This window comes from Pilimelia columellifera subsp. columellifera (assembly GCF_039532605.1).
Taxonomy (GTDB): Bacteria; Actinomycetota; Actinomycetes; order Mycobacteriales; family Micromonosporaceae; genus Pilimelia; species Pilimelia columellifera.
In genome coordinates this window covers 26751-39898 of the sequence record NZ_BAAARY010000002.1, presented here as the reverse complement: position 1 = coordinate 39898, position 13148 = coordinate 26751, and the positions used below count along the sequence as shown (strand labels likewise).

Sequence of the window (13148 nt, the reverse complement as noted above, 5' to 3'; positions counted from 1 at the left end):
GGCTGACCACGCGGTCGGCCCCGGCTCAGCTTCTGCCTGTCCCGCTCAGCGGGCGTCGAGCAGGTCCACCACGAAGACGAGCGTCTCGCCCGGCTTGATGACGCCGGCAGCCCCACGGTCCCCGTAGCCCAGGTGCGGGGGGATGGTCAGCTTGCGCCGGCCGCCGACCTTCATGCCGACGACGCCCTTGTCCCACCCGGCGATGACGTGGCCCTTGCCGACCGGGAAGTCGAACGGTTCGCCACGGTTCCAGGACGCGTCGAATTCCTGGCCGGTGGAGTGGGAGACGCCGACGTAGTGGACGGTGGCGTTCTGGCCCGCCCCGATCTCCGGCCCGTCTCCGACAGTCAAATCCTCCACGACGAGGTCGGCCGGGGCCGGCTCGGTGATCGGATCGATGGTGGGCTTGCTCATCGGGTCTCCTCCCGCGGTGCGGACACGTACCCGGCCGACCCTACCGAGGTCAGCTTCAGGCAGTGGCCAGCGCCCGGATTTGCCCGGATCTTGCCGCATCGTCCACCTTCTCGGGCGAAGATCGGAGCATGTCGACGCTGCTGCGTGGGCGGGTGCGTCGTACCGCCCTGCCGGTCTCTGAACAGTCACCGCTCACCGTCGGCGGGCCCACCGTCTCGGCCTGGCGTGAGGAGGCGCTGAGCCGGATCGCCAGCGTAGAGGCGTTGCGCCGGCAGTTCGCCGCCGAACGCGCCGCCAGCCTCGACGCCCGACTGGCCGCGGACGAGTCCGGCGACGATCCGTCGGGCGCCGGTGCCGCCGCGGCCGGCGGGTTCGGGGTCGGCTCGCTGCTTCCCGAGGAGCAGGCCGAGGCCGCTCGCCTCGATGAGATCGACGACGCGATCGTCGCCCATCTGGCGGTGGCCCGCCAGACCGCGGAGAAGCGGGGCATGGGTCCGGTGCGGCGCTGGTACTCGGCGTTGTCTGGCGCCCAGGTCCAGCGGGTCGCGGTGAACATCGACGCCGCCACCGTCCAACTGCTCCGGGTCGCCCCTGCCGACGTGCTCCGCGGCGCCCTGCCTGGTCTGCTCGCGCACCTGCGCCGCCAGCTGCCGATGCAGGACCTTCGCCGGGTCGAGGCCGAGCGCCTGACCGCTGACAACGGCGCCTACAGCTTCGACCGCGGACGTCGGGAGATCCTGGCGTTCGCCGTGGACGCCGCGTACGCGGCGCAGCGGTGGTCTCAGGCGCGGCTGCGTGGCTTCCGCAACCACATCTACGCGGCCACCGCCATGATCGTGACCATTGTGGCTGGTCTCATCGCGGTCGGGCTCTGGGAGCCGGAGGCGCTGCCGCTGTGCTTCACCGGCCCGGACGGCGTCGTGTGTCCGGTCGGCGACCGGCCCAGCGCCGCGGACGTGCCGGTCGTGGCGCTGATGGGCCTGGTCGCCGCCGCGGTCGTGGAGGTGCTGTCGCTGCGGCGATCGCGCACTGACGGCGCCCCGTTCAGCCTGCCCGCGGCGCTGATGATGCTGCGACTGCCGCTGGGAAGTCTGACCGCGATCCTCGGCATCCTGCTCATCCGGGCGCAGTTCCTGCCAGGGCTGGACCAGCTGTCCAGCTCGGCGCAGGTCCTGGGATGGGCGTTGGCGTTCGGACTGGCGCAGCAGTTCATCTCGCGCCGCGTCGAGCGTCAGGCCGCGGAGCTGCTGCTGGACACCGGGCGCGATGACGTCGGCTGAGCCGCCAGCGCCGCCAACGGCCAGGCGAGCGACTCGGCGGGCCGCCAGCCCAACGCCGCCCGACGTCCGCTGAGCCGCGCCCCGGCGCCGGGCGTCCACGGCGGCGGCCAGATGGCTCTAGCTAGGGTCGATGGTGTGGACGACACGACCGGTGGACGCCCGGCCCGCCGGCGCGAGCGCCGGCGGCTGCCGCTGGCGCCGCGCCCGCTCACCGAGCCGCACCCGACACGGCTGCCCCCGGGCGCGGCCCTGCGGGACGACATCCTCGCCGCCCACCGGGCGGCCCTGGTCGCTGGCGCCGCCGGGTATCTCGACCCGACGACCGGCCTGTTCGTGCTCAGCGCCGGGTTCCTGGCCGACCGCGACAGCTGCTGCGGTCGCGGCTGCCGGCACTGCCCCTACCTGGGCGGCCCCGCGCAGCCCGACACCTGAGCGGGCCCCAAGCCAGGCGGGCCCGCCCCGGCGGTCAGCGGTCGTCGCCGCCGCGTCCCCGGCCCCGTCCGCGGCCGTGGCCGCTGTCGTCGTCGCCTGAGCGGGCCCGGTCGTGCCGACGGTCGTCGTCGTGCCGACTGTCGTCATCGCCACTGTGGCGGCGGTGGCCGGCGGCGCGGTGCCTGGCGTCGTCGCCGGAGTGGCGGCGGTGGCCTGCGCCCGGGTGGTCGTCGAACCGGTCAGTCGGGTCGGGTGATGCGTTCGGCGTCGGCGAGACGATCGAGTCGGTCGGGACGCTCGGCGAGGCCGTCGGCTCCGCCGCCCAGGCCACGGTCCCCACACCGGCGCCGGCCAGGACCACTCCGGCGACTGTCGCCACGATGAGCTTCTTCATGTTGAACCTCCTACAGGGTCGTTGCTGAGGAGAGATTCGCCGCTGCCGGCCTATGGCCGCGCTGCGTGCCCGCTAAGCCGAGGTTAAGACGGGTCGGACCAGCGCCAGATCCAGGACGACTTCCGTCCCGGGGCGGCCGTCGGACCGGGCGCCGGCGCGCAGCGACCCGCCCCCGCTGGCGGCGAGCCGGCTCGCGATGTCCAGCCCCAGCCCGGTCGAGCCGCCGCCGCTGATCCCCCGCCCAGTCAGCCCGGGCAGTCCGCCGCCCTCGTCGGCGACGACCAGCCGGGCCACGTCCCCGGAGCGGGTCAACCCGACTGAGAACGACACCCCATCCGGGGTGTGCGCGAACACGTTGCCCAGCAGCGCGTCGACTGCCGCGGCCAGCTCGTCGGCCGGGACCGCCGCCGGTAGTGGCCCGTCGTCCAGCTGGCTGGTCATGGCCCGGTCGGTGTCCTCGGCCAGCGCCGACCAGAATGTCACCCGCTGTGCCACGACCGCCGCGATGTCGCAGCCGGACGGCTCGGCGACGCGCTGCCGGGCCTGTCGGATGAGCGCGGAAACCGTCCGTTCCAGCCCGTCGATGCGCGCCGCGACCCGGCCCGCGTGCGGATCGGGCAGGGTCTCGGCTTCCAGCCGTAGCGCGGTCAGCGGCGTTCGTAGCCGGTGTGACAGGTCGGCGACGTTCTCCCGTTCCTGTTGGAGCAGCTCCTGGATCCTGCCGGCCAGGTGGTTGAGCGCGGCGGCGGCCTCCCGCACCTCCGGCGGGCCGGCCACTGCCGCCCGCACGTCCAGCTGACCGGCGGCGAGCTGCCGCGACGCCGCGGAAACCTCGCCCATCGGACGGACGAGGCTCACCGCCAGCCGGTCGGCCACCACCACACCCAGGCCCAGCAGCAGCGCGCCGAGCCCGGCCAGCATCAGCCATGCCCGGCTCACCCCCCGGCGCAGGTCCGCTTCGGGAACCTGGGCGCGGACGACCGCCACCCCCTCGCCCTGGACGGCCAGCACGATCTCGCGGCCGGAGTCGCTGGCGACCGTCAGGCTGCGCCCGGACCGGGCGAAACGGACCGCGTCGGTGGCGGGCGCCGGTGCCCCGAGCGTCGTGCCATCGGCCAGATAGACGGTGAACGAGCCGGCCGCGTTCATCCGTTCGGCCGCCAGCGCCACCGCGTCGCGGTCCCCGGTGGCGACCAGCAACGCCAGGGTCTGCGCGTCCCGGGCGGCCCGGTCCACCGCCGTGTCCTCGGCCACCGACCGCACCAGCAGGGCCAACGGGGCCAGGAACGCCAGCAGGGTGAGCGTCATGGCCGCAGCGACCAGCAACGTGAGGCGGCGCCTCACTGGGCTGGTCCACCCGGGGAGGGGTCGACCAGCTTCACCCCGACCCCGCGCACGGTGTGCAGGTAACGGGGCGCCTGGGCGGTCTCGCCGAGCTTGCGGCGCAGCCAGGACAGGTGCACATCGACGGTCTTGTCCGCGCCGCCGTAAGGCAACTGCCACACCTCGGTGAGCAGCTCGCGCTTGCTCACCACCTGTCCGACGCGGGCCGCCAGGTGCCGCAGCAGGTCGAACTCCCGCGGCGTCAGCTCCACCGGCGCGCCGGCCAGCGTCACCTCCCGCGAGGACGGGTCGAGCGTCAACCCGCCGACGACGATCGGGCCGGCCGACTGGGCGTCCGGGGCCCGCCGACGCAGCACCGCCCGGATCCGGGCGTCCATCGCGGTCGCGGTGAACGGCTTGACGACGTAGTCGTCGGCGCCGGCGTCCAGCCCGCGGACCAGATCCGGCTCGGCGTCCCGGGCGGTGGCCACGATCACCGGGACGCCGCTGACGGCGCGCAGCATCCGCAGCGCCTCCAAACCGTCCACGTCCGGCAGCCCCAGGTCGAGAATGATCAGGTCGGGTCGTTCCCGCATGGCGGATTCCAGGCCCGCGAGCGCGGTCGGCGCCGAGTCGACGGCGTGCCCACGGTCGCGCAGCGCCCGGATCAGCATGGTGCGGATATCGACGTCATCCTCGATGATCAACAGCCGGGCCACGTCGTGCACCGTAACGTCCGGCGAGGCCGGCGCGGGCTGCTTAACCTCGCTTTAACGCCGCCCGGGCCCTGGCTTAACCCTCGGCGGTCCATAGTTCAGGCATGCGACGCGCTGTCCTGATCTCCGCCACGGTCTGGCTGGCCGTGGCGGCCGGCGCGACCGCAGCCGGACTGGCCGCGGTGGCCTTCATCGGCGACGGCCTCGGCGGGGTGGGCGCTGACCGGCCTCTCTCCACCGACGAGGTCGCCCGACAGCTCGCCGCGGTCAGTCCGGCGCCGCCCGCACCGGCCACGCCAGGTTCGGCTCCAGCTGTTCCGGCCGCGCCCGGCCTGGCCGCACCCGGTCCAACCGCGTCGGGCGCCGCCGCGTCGCGCGCGCCGGGCGCCCCCCGGGTGCTCACCACCCCTGGCGGATCGTTGATCGCCGCCTGCGGACCGGGCCGGCAGGTGACCCTGCTGTCCTGGACACCCGCGCCGGGCTACGCCACCAACGAGGTCGAACGCGGTCCTGACCACCGGGTCGAGGTGACGTTCACCCGCGCGGACGAGCGGATCGAGGCCCGCGTCGAGTGCTCGGCTGACGCGCCGCAGCTGCGCTGGCGGCGCTGACCGGGAGTCAACCCGCGGTGACGAAGACCCGGGACGCGACCTCGCGCGGCAGCCGCACCTTGCCGCCGTCACGGTCGATGATGACGCTGTCCCGGTCCTGCGCGACCGAGACCGTGGCGCCAGGGTCCACTCCGGCGGCGTGGAGTTGGCGCAGCACGTCCACCTCGGTCTGCACGCTCTCGCAGATCCGGCGCACCACGACCTGCCCGGTCAGCCCCGGGAACGCCAGGTTTCGCTCGCCCTCGGAGGTGTCGGTCGCGTCGGGAAGGTCCCCGGACAGGCCCTCAAGGCCGGGGATGAGGTTGCCGTAGGGGGAGCGGGTGGGCCGGTTGAGCAGGTCGTAGACCCGCCGCTCGACCTCGTCGCTCATGACGTGCTCCCAACGGCACGCCTCCTCGTGGGCGTCCTCGTAGGGCAGACCGATGACGTTGACCAGCAGCAGCTCGGCCAGCCGGTGCTTACGCATCACCGCGACGGCCTGCGCCCGCCCGAGATCGGTCAGAGCCAGGTGCCGGTCGCCCTCGACGGTGAGGAGGCCGTCGCGTTCCATCCGGGCGACGGTCTGGCTGACAGTGGGGCCGCTCTGACGCAGCCGTTCGGCGATCCGAGCCCGCAGCGGCGGGACGCCCTCCTCCTCCAGTTCGAGGACTGTGCGCAGGTACATCTCGGTGGTGTCCACGAGGTCCTTCACGGCACACACCTTCCGGGCGGCAGCGGTTGGGGATTCCGGCGCCCGATGCTACCTGGTCGGGTCGGGACCAGCCGCGCGCCGTGCGCGCGGCCGATCAGCAGGCCCGGGCGGCCGGCATGACCGGTTGCCGGAGTTTGGTCAGGGTGCCCCGCTCGATCTGGCGCACCCGCTCACGGGACAGACCGAACTCCTGTCCGACCTCCTCCAGGGTCCGGTGTCTGCCGTCGTCGAGGCCGAACCGTAGTCGGATCACCGCCTGTTCCCGGCTGGTCAGCGACGACAGCATGATCTCCACCTCGTTCCGCAGCTCCGGATCGATCTGGGTAGTGATCACCTTGGGCGTGACGAAGTCGGCCAGGACGCTCTCGCCGTCCTCGCCGACGGTCTGGTCGAGGCTGATCGGCTCCCGGTCGTAGGACATGAGCTCCAGGACGGCGACCTCGGTCGTCTCCAGAGCGGCGGCGATGTCAATGACCGACGGCTCGCGTCCGAGCGTGGCGACCAGGTCGCGGCGGACCCGCGCCATCCGGTTGACCTGCTCGGCCATGTGGACGGGCAGCCGGATCGTCCGGGACTGGTCGGCCATGGCGCGGCTGATCGCCTGGCGGATCCACCAGGTGGCGTAGGTGGAGAACTTGTAGCCCTTGGCGTAGTCGAACTTCTCGACCGCCCGGATGAGACCCAGGTTGCCTTCCTGGATGAGGTCGAGGAACGACATGCCGCGTCCGACGTACCGCTTCGCGATGCTCACCACCAACCGCAGGTTGGCTTCGAGCAGGTGGTTCTTGGCGGCGTTGCCCTCGCGGACCACCACGGTCAGGTCGGCGCGCAGCCGAGCGTCGTCGATCGTGGCCGTGAGGAGCTTGTGCGCGGCGTAGACGCCCGCCTCAATCCGGATCGACAGCTGCACCTCCTGCTCGGCGGTGAGGAGCTTGGTGCGGCCGATGCCGTTGAGGTAGGCACGGACGAGGTCGGCCGAGACACCACGCTCGTCGGTGGCGTCCAGGTCCGGCTCCGTCGCGGTGGTCATGTTCAGGCCCATCCCGTTCCCTCTCCCTCGCGCCGGTGTGGGCAGCTGTTGCCGCCGTCGTGCCCCGACGTGCCGCTCACCTTGGCGCCGTGGCCGTGAAACGTCGGTGAGTCGCTCGTGTGGTTGCCGTGAGTTGTGGGCAACGCGCGGTAGCGTGCGCGCCATCTGGCATGTCTGAGGAGGACGCGTGGTTTTCAAGCGGATGATGAAGGCGTTCGGCGTCGGCGGGCCGACGGTCGACACGGTGCTCACCAACCCGAGCTGCTACCCGGGCGGCTACCTGGAGGGCCAGGTCAAGATCGTGGGGGGCGACCACGATGTCGCGATCGAGCACGTTGCGCTTGGTCTGGAGACCCGGGTCGAGGTCGAGTCCGGCGACAGCGAGTATGAGACGACCAAGGAGTTCCACCGGGTCCACGTCGCTGGCGCGTTCCCGCTGACGGCCGGCCAGCGACACGACATCCCGTTCCGGATCGAGACGCCCTGGGAGACGCCGGTCACCGAGGTCTACGGCCAGCGGCTGCACGGCATGACGATGGGACTGCGGACCGAGCTGTCAGTCGCCAAGGCCGTCGACAAGGGCGACCTGGACCAGGTTTCGGTGCACCCGTTGCCGGCGCAGGAGCGGATCCTGGACGCCCTGGTCAAACTCGGTTTCCGGTTCAGCCGGGCCGACAACGAGCAGGGCCGCGTCCACGGCGTGCAGCAGGCGCTGCCGTTCTACCAGGAGATCGAGTTCTACCCGGCGCCCCAGTACGCCAACGCGATCAAGCAGCTGGAGCTGACGTTCGTGGCCACGCCGCAGCACCTCCAGGTCGTCCTGGAGATCGACAAACGCGGCGGGGCCTTCACTGAGGGTCGGGACGCCTTCGGCCGCTTCACCGTCGACTACGCCACGGTCGACCAGACCGACTGGGCCGCCCAGCTCGACGGTTGGCTGCGGCAGGCGTGCCAGCGGCGCGGACTCTTCTCCTAGACGCTCGGCGAGCGCGGCGGGCTCGCGCGCCCGAACTGGGGCGCCGCGGCCCCGCCGTCCGCGCTGACGCTGGCCCGGCTGACCGTCTCGACCACGGCCCGCATCAGCCGGCTGCCGGCACGAGCAGACCACGTTCGACGAGCCGGGCGACCAGCGGCGTCACCATCGCGCCCAGCTGCCATGCCGGCGTCTCGTAGGCGGCGGCCAGCACCGTGAGCTGCTCGCCGAGGGACGCGTCGCCGTCGCATCCGCTGACCACCGCCAACGCCACCGGGTCGACCTCCTCCTGCCAGCGCAGGCCATCGGTCAGCGCCAGGACCTGCCGGGTCACCGCCCAGTCGCCATTCTCCCGGCGGGCCTCCTGACGTAGCTTGAGCCCGTCAGCGGCCCGGAAGCGGGTGGCCAGTAGAGCCCCGCTGTCGTGGGAACGCAGCCACCGCTGCCGGTCGAACCAAGCGGCGACGTGTCCGCCCAACTCCCCGGCGACTTGTTGGCGTAGCTCCTCGGCGCGCACGACAGGCGCGGCGCTGTCGGTGCGGCGGAGGCTGACCAGCCCGAATCCGATGCCCTCGATGCCCTGGGCGTCGCACCAGTCCAGCCAGTCCGCCATCCGCTGCGGGTCGGCCGGCTCGCCGGCGTCGGCCAGCCACAGTCGCACGTACGATGCCGGGTCGCTGACCTCCCGCTGGATGATCCACGCGTCCACGCCCGTGCCGGTCACCCAGCCGGAGACCCGCTCCCGCCAGTCCTGGCCCCGCACATGCGCCCAGTTGGCCAGGAACTGCATGGTCCCGCCCTCGGTGAGCAGAGACGGCGCGGCGGCCGCCAGCTCGGCGCAGATGGCGTCGCCGGCGCGGCCGGAGTCCCGGTAGGTGTGGGTGGCCCGACCTGGCCCGACGACGAACGGCGGATTGCTCACCACCAGGTCGAACCGGCGTCCGGCGACCGGCGCGGCGAGGTCCCCGTGGAGCAGCTCCCAGCTCTGGCCGGACAGCGCGGCTGTGGTGGCCGCGAAACGCAGCGCCCGGCGGCTCAGATCGGTGGCAGTCACCCGTTCGGCGTGGGCGCCCAGCCGCAGCGCCTGCACGCCGCAGCCGGCGCCCAGATCCAGCGCGGTCCGCACCGGCGCCCGGATCGTCGCCGCCGCGAGGGTCGCCGACGCGCCGCCGAGGCCCAGCACATGGTTGGCCGGCAGCGGGCCGCCTCGGTGTGTCCATGCCGGGGGGTCGGCGACAATCCACCACCGGTCGCCGTACGGTTGCAGGTCGACGCCCTGCCGCAGGCAACCCGCCGCGTCGGTGACGATGCCGCCGGCCACCGCCTCGTCCAGGTCCAGCGGGGCGAGCGCCGCCCGGACGGCGGGGGCGGGTTCGACCTGCTGGCAGACGAACAACCGGATCAGGGTGGCGAGCGGGTCCCGGTCGGCGGTGGCCCGTAACGCGGCGCGGTGGTCGCCGCGTCCGATCGCGGCCACGGCGTCCGGGCCGAGTCGGCCGGCGATGCCCTGGTCGGTGAAGTCGGCGGCGGTCAGCGCGTCGCGGAGTCGGGCGATGTCGTCGATACTGAGCAACGTGTCTTCTGGCACCCGACCATGGTGCCTTCCGCCGCCGTCGCCTCAGCGGACGGGCGATCAGAAAAATTTCGCCGGTGGGCTGATCCGTTCAGCCGACCGGCCCGTATCCCATGACATCAGCGCCCGCCAGCACCACCGGAGGCATAGATGTCGTCACCAGCGCACGCCGTCGCCCACGCTCGCGTCGTGGCCGACCGTTGGCGGGTGCTCGACGGCACGTCAAGGAACGGCGATGATGTTGCGGTGACGCCGAGACCTGGAACCCGACGGGGGGATTCCCCAACGGGAGCCCAGAGCCACGAGGATGAACTCCTCCGACTTCTCTACGAACAGCACGCTGGTCCGCTGCTCATGTTCGTGTCCCGACTCACCGGCGGCGACATGCAACGCGCGGAGGACATCGTGCAGGAGACCCTGCTGCGCGCGTGGCGGAACGCGCACAAGCTGGGCGCTCATGGTGAGAAGTCCCTGCGTCCCTGGCTCGTCACTGTCGCGAGACGCATCGCCATCGATGAGTATCGCAGTGAGTCGGCCCGGGCTCCGGAAACCTATGACCGGGATCTGGAGCTCTTTCCCACCAGCGACGAGACCGACAAGGTGCTCGGGATGATGACCATCACCGACGCGCTACGCGCGCTGAGCCCGGCGCACCGGGAAATTCTGGTCGAGACGTATTTTCGTGGGCGCAGCGTGCCGGAGGCTGCGTCGGCGTTGGGACTGCCACTGGGTACGGCGAAGTCCCGGGTCTATTACGCGTTGCGCGCACTCCGCGCCGCGCTCGAACAGCGGGGAGTGACCCAATGAATCGGTCGGACGAACTGCATTACGACGTCGCGTCGTATGCGTTGGGGATCCTTGACGACCGTGACGCCCAGATCTTCGAGGACCATCTCGCCGGCTGTCAGCGGTGCGCGATCGAGCTGGAGGGCATTCTCCCGGTGACGTCGCTGCTGTCGGAGGTCGACGGCGAGACGTTCGTCGAGATGGAGGAGATCGTCCGGGACGAGCACCTGCTCGACGAGATGGTCAACGCCGTCACCTACGAACGGAGCCGGGCCCGGGCCAAGCAGATGTTCTCCCTGGCCGCAGGGGTGGTCGCGCTGGCCCTGGTGGGTGGGCTGGCGTTCCTGAACATTGGGGGCGGCAGCGACAGCCTGCCGCAGGCGTTGCCGTCGGTCAGCGAGGCGCCCCGTTCCGATTCCGAATCGCCGCTGGACGGGCTGGCGGGCGTCACGCCCAAGCGCGCTACCGACGCGGGCACGAAGGTCGAGGCGGCGGTGCGGTTGGCTGATCGCGTCTGGGGCACCGACGTCGCTCTTGAGCTCCGTAGCGTCAAGGGTCCGTTGAAGTGTCAGCTGGTCGCGGTCCGCGCTGACGGCCTGGGCGAGGTCGTCACGACCTGGACGGTCGACAAGAACGGCTGGGGCACCAACGAACGCAGGGAAGCGTTGAAGCTGCGCGGCGGGACCGCCGTCAAGTTCGACGACATCGATCGTATGGAAGTCCAGTCGGTCGATAGCTCAGGCAGCACTGAGCTATTGGTGGCGGTAGATATCTGATCCATTGCCGCGCCTCAGAGCGTCCCTTGCCGTGCCGCGGCAGGGGACGTTTTTTGTTCACAGCGGACCTGGTCAAAGTTTTTTTGGAATCGTTAATCCATTCGCGGCGAGGTCTGCGTACTACCTGACGAACGGGCGCCGCGCCAGGCGCAGCAGACGGAATACCGCCAGCAGCACCAGGAGGAACTGTGTTAGTGAACACCCGAACCGCGCTCGCCGGCAGCGCGCTCGCCGCTATCGCCGCTATGGCGATGTCGGCCTGCGCCCCGGTCGGTGGCGACGGAGTCGCACAGCAGCCAGTGGCCAACCAGGCGGCGAACCCCGATGACGCTGCCGCCGACGATGGCGATGTCGCGGACGAGGACGCCGTTGACGAGGGCGCGTCAGCCGATGACGCAGCAGGTGACGACGCCGCCGGCGACGCAGCGGATGACGCTGGGGACGCCGGGGGCGAGAACGCCGACCAGAAACTGACCACGCAGCTCATCGCGCGTGACGTCAAGCGGATGGGCCGGATGGTCACCGACGACAAGGGGTGGGTGCTCTACCGCTTCGAGAAGGACACCCCGGACCCTGCCAAGAGCAACTGCAAGGGCGACTGCGAGAAGGTCTGGCCACCGGCCTACACCGATGGCGACCCGGAGCTGACCGGGATCGACGAGGAGACCGTGGGCACGGTCACCCGCGATGACGGATCGAAGCAGCTCACGCTCGGCGGATGGCCGGTGTACCGCTACGTCGGCGACAAGAAGCCCGGCCAGTGGACCGGCCAGGGCGTCGGGGGCGTGTGGTTCGTGGTGGACCCGGACGGCAAGAAGAACCTTTCGTGCCTGCCGAAGGGCACTCCGAAGGCGGTCGCGCCGCCGTCCGGCGGCGGTGGCTACTGATACTTGTCGATAGTGGGTGGGATGGTGGCCAGTCGCGACCGTGGGGGGCGCGGCTGGCCACCGTGTTGGCCACCGTCGGAACGGTACGTCTCGCACTCCAGAACAAGTCGCGAAAGCAGTACGGCGCTAATCTGAATCAATTTCTTCTAGGCTTGTGTGCGTAATTCATGTCGGCCAACCGGGTGCCCTGTCCCGACCGGTCGGCTAGGGCGGCATACGTTGTTCTGCCTGTTCTTCTAGCTTTCGTGGTGACCGCACTGAACCGTTCGCTTCAGCTATTCGGCGGATGTTGTGGCGGGTCTTCAGGGGCTTTCATAGAGTCAATAGCTTTAAAGCGAAGGCGCGCCTTGACGGCCCATCTTTGATCGCAATATATTCGCATCACTCGAATTATCAACAGTCCGAGTGCGTCTCAACGGAGGTGCGTATGTGGTCTCGCCGAAGCCGGTGGTCCGCGGCCAGGTCATCACTGTTCGTGATGCTGTTCGCGGTGCTGACGCTCGGCTGGACGGCTGCGCCGGTTACGGCGGAGCCGGGCACCGCCCGACAGACCAACCCGGGCTCGATGCCTGGCGGGTGGGTCAACACCCAGTGGGGCCCGCTTGGTCCCGCCGACCGTGACCTGCTCATCAAGGTGCGTCAGGCTGGCCTGTGGGAGATGCCCGCGGGCGAGCTGGCCGCCGAGCGGGCTGCCAGCGCCCGGGTCAAGGAGGTCGGCCGCATCATCGCCGACCAGCACGCCGACCTGGACCGCCAGACCCTCCAGGCCGCCGCCCGCCTCGGCGTGGCGCTGCCGAGCGTTCCCAACAACGATCAGGAGGACTTCCTCGACCAGCTCGCCCAGCTCCGTGGCGACGCGTTCGACCGCGCCTACGCGCAGTTGTTGCGGGACGCCCACGGAAAGGTCTTCACGGTTATCTCCGGCGTTCGTGCCGGTACCCGGAACGAGATGGTCCGGTCATATTCCGAGACTGCCAACGACGCGGTGATGACGCACATGCGCCTGTTGGAGAGCACGACCTTCGTCAACTACGACGCGCTGCCCGAAGCGCCGCCACCGCCGCCAGGCGCTGCGGCGATGGCGGCCGCAGCGCAGGCGGCGGGCCTCCCCGGCCTGCCCGCAAGTCCAGGATTCGATCCAGCAGTCATCTGGGTGGTGCTGGCGGCGGCAGTCGTCGCCGCGGTCGCCACCACGACCCGGATGCTCCGACGCCGCTAGACCCCTCGGGGCGGCATCTCGCCGGCCCGTCTACGAAAGGTGC

At 71.1% G+C, this 13148-nt stretch carries 15 protein-coding genes; 8 read left to right on the top strand and 7 right to left on the bottom strand.

Annotated elements, in window-relative coordinates; translation table 11 throughout:
• Positions 1–45 precede the first annotated feature (45 nt).
• Complete coding sequence (locus ABD287_RS03155) at positions 46–414, bottom strand: FKBP-type peptidyl-prolyl cis-trans isomerase (protein ID WP_344167888.1); 369 nt, start codon at positions 412–414, stop codon at positions 46–48.
• Between the two features lie 128 nt (positions 415–542).
• Here ABD287_RS03155 and ABD287_RS03150 point away from each other — a divergent pair, with 128 nt between their 5' ends.
• Together ABD287_RS03150 and ABD287_RS03145 are read left to right on the top strand one after the other, a co-directional pair.
• Entirely contained in the window at positions 543–1694 is a 1152-nt protein-coding gene (locus ABD287_RS03150; RefSeq protein WP_344167885.1) for a hypothetical protein, read from the top strand.
• A gap of 135 nt (positions 1695–1829) precedes the next feature.
• A complete protein-coding gene (locus ABD287_RS03145; protein WP_344167882.1) occupies positions 1830–2126 on the top strand; it encodes a C1orf53 family protein in 297 nt (98 codons plus the stop codon).
• Between the two features lie 34 nt (positions 2127–2160).
• Here ABD287_RS03145 and ABD287_RS03140 read toward each other — a convergent pair whose 3' ends face one another.
• From ABD287_RS03140 to ABD287_RS03130, 3 genes are all read right to left on the bottom strand, one after another.
• Positions 2161–2520 carry a hypothetical protein gene (locus ABD287_RS03140; protein ID WP_344167878.1) on the bottom strand — a complete coding sequence of 120 codons (360 nt, stop codon included), beginning with the start codon at positions 2518–2520 and terminating at the stop codon, positions 2161–2163.
• 72 nt (positions 2521–2592) lie between these two features.
• Positions 2593–3864, bottom strand: a complete 1272-nt coding sequence (locus ABD287_RS03135; RefSeq protein WP_344167875.1) for a sensor histidine kinase — start codon at positions 3862–3864, stop codon at positions 2593–2595.
• The gene (locus tag ABD287_RS03130) at positions 3861–4562 is read right to left on the bottom strand and encodes a response regulator transcription factor (protein WP_344167872.1); all 702 of its coding nucleotides are present in this window, start codon (positions 4560–4562) and stop codon (positions 3861–3863) included. Before ABD287_RS03130 ends, ABD287_RS03135 begins: the two co-directional genes overlap by 4 nt.
• A gap of 101 nt (positions 4563–4663) precedes the next feature.
• Between ABD287_RS03130 and ABD287_RS03125 the strand changes: the two genes are divergently transcribed.
• Entirely contained in the window at positions 4664–5170 is a 507-nt protein-coding gene (locus ABD287_RS03125; RefSeq protein WP_344167869.1) for a septum formation initiator, read from the top strand.
• A gap of 7 nt (positions 5171–5177) precedes the next feature.
• On the opposite strand, the gene ABD287_RS03120 is transcribed toward ABD287_RS03125, so the two are convergent.
• Together ABD287_RS03120 and ABD287_RS03115 are read right to left on the bottom strand one after the other, a co-directional pair.
• The gene (locus ABD287_RS03120) at positions 5178–5861 is read right to left on the bottom strand and encodes an iron-dependent transcriptional repressor DtxR (protein ID WP_344167866.1); all 684 of its coding nucleotides are present in this window, start codon (positions 5859–5861) and stop codon (positions 5178–5180) included.
• Between the two features lie 94 nt (positions 5862–5955).
• The gene (locus ABD287_RS03115) at positions 5956–6891 is read right to left on the bottom strand and encodes a sigma-70 family RNA polymerase sigma factor (RefSeq protein ID WP_344167863.1); all 936 of its coding nucleotides are present in this window, start codon (positions 6889–6891) and stop codon (positions 5956–5958) included.
• Positions 6892–7078: 187 nt separating this feature from the next.
• Here ABD287_RS03115 and ABD287_RS03110 point away from each other — a divergent pair, with 187 nt between their 5' ends.
• Entirely contained in the window at positions 7079–7867 is a 789-nt protein-coding gene (locus tag ABD287_RS03110) for a sporulation protein (RefSeq protein ID WP_344167860.1), read from the top strand.
• Between the two features lie 103 nt (positions 7868–7970).
• Here the strand turns inward: ABD287_RS03110 and ABD287_RS03105 are convergent, their stop codons facing one another.
• Positions 7971–9452 (bottom strand): DUF7782 domain-containing protein, encoded by a 1482-nt coding sequence (locus ABD287_RS03105; RefSeq protein WP_344167857.1) that lies wholly within the window; start codon positions 9450–9452, stop codon positions 7971–7973.
• Positions 9453–9587: 135 nt separating this feature from the next.
• Here ABD287_RS03105 and ABD287_RS03100 point away from each other — a divergent pair, with 135 nt between their 5' ends.
• The 4 genes from ABD287_RS03100 to ABD287_RS03085 all read left to right on the top strand — a co-directional run bounded on the left by ABD287_RS03100 (position 9588) and on the right by ABD287_RS03085 (position 13105).
• Positions 9588–10244: a sigma-70 family RNA polymerase sigma factor gene (locus ABD287_RS03100; protein WP_425565490.1), complete on the top strand. Its 657-nt coding sequence runs from the start codon at positions 9588–9590 to the stop codon at positions 10242–10244.
• Positions 10241–10999, top strand: a complete 759-nt coding sequence (locus ABD287_RS03095) for an anti-sigma factor family protein (protein WP_344167854.1) — start codon at positions 10241–10243, stop codon at positions 10997–10999. The genes ABD287_RS03100 and ABD287_RS03095 overlap by 4 nt, the downstream gene beginning before the upstream one ends.
• Positions 11000–11193: 194 nt before the next feature.
• Positions 11194–11886, top strand: a complete 693-nt coding sequence (locus ABD287_RS03090) for a hypothetical protein (RefSeq protein WP_344167851.1) — start codon at positions 11194–11196, stop codon at positions 11884–11886.
• Between the two features lie 427 nt (positions 11887–12313).
• Positions 12314–13105, top strand: a complete 792-nt coding sequence (locus tag ABD287_RS03085; protein ID WP_344167848.1) for a DUF4142 domain-containing protein — start codon at positions 12314–12316, stop codon at positions 13103–13105.
• The last annotated feature ends 43 nt before the right edge of the window (positions 13106–13148 follow it).

Coding starts and splice junctions, on each gene's coding strand:
- ABD287_RS03100 (WP_425565490.1), top strand. CDS start 9,588: ATGTCGTCACCAGCGCACGCCGTCGCCCACGCTCGCGTCGTGGCCGAC.
- ABD287_RS03150 (WP_344167885.1), top strand. CDS start 543: ATGTCGACGCTGCTGCGTGGGCGGGTGCGTCGTACCGCCCTGCCGGTC.
- ABD287_RS03115 (WP_344167863.1), bottom strand. CDS start 6,891: ATGACCACCGCGACGGAGCCGGACCTGGACGCCACCGACGAGCGTGGT.
- ABD287_RS03095 (WP_344167854.1), top strand. CDS start 10,241: ATGAATCGGTCGGACGAACTGCATTACGACGTCGCGTCGTATGCGTTG.
- ABD287_RS03155 (WP_344167888.1), bottom strand. CDS start 414: ATGAGCAAGCCCACCATCGATCCGATCACCGAGCCGGCCCCGGCCGAC.
- ABD287_RS03125 (WP_344167869.1), top strand. CDS start 4,664: ATGCGACGCGCTGTCCTGATCTCCGCCACGGTCTGGCTGGCCGTGGCG.
- ABD287_RS03140 (WP_344167878.1), bottom strand. CDS start 2,520: ATGAAGAAGCTCATCGTGGCGACAGTCGCCGGAGTGGTCCTGGCCGGC.
- ABD287_RS03085 (WP_344167848.1), top strand. CDS start 12,314: ATGTGGTCTCGCCGAAGCCGGTGGTCCGCGGCCAGGTCATCACTGTTC.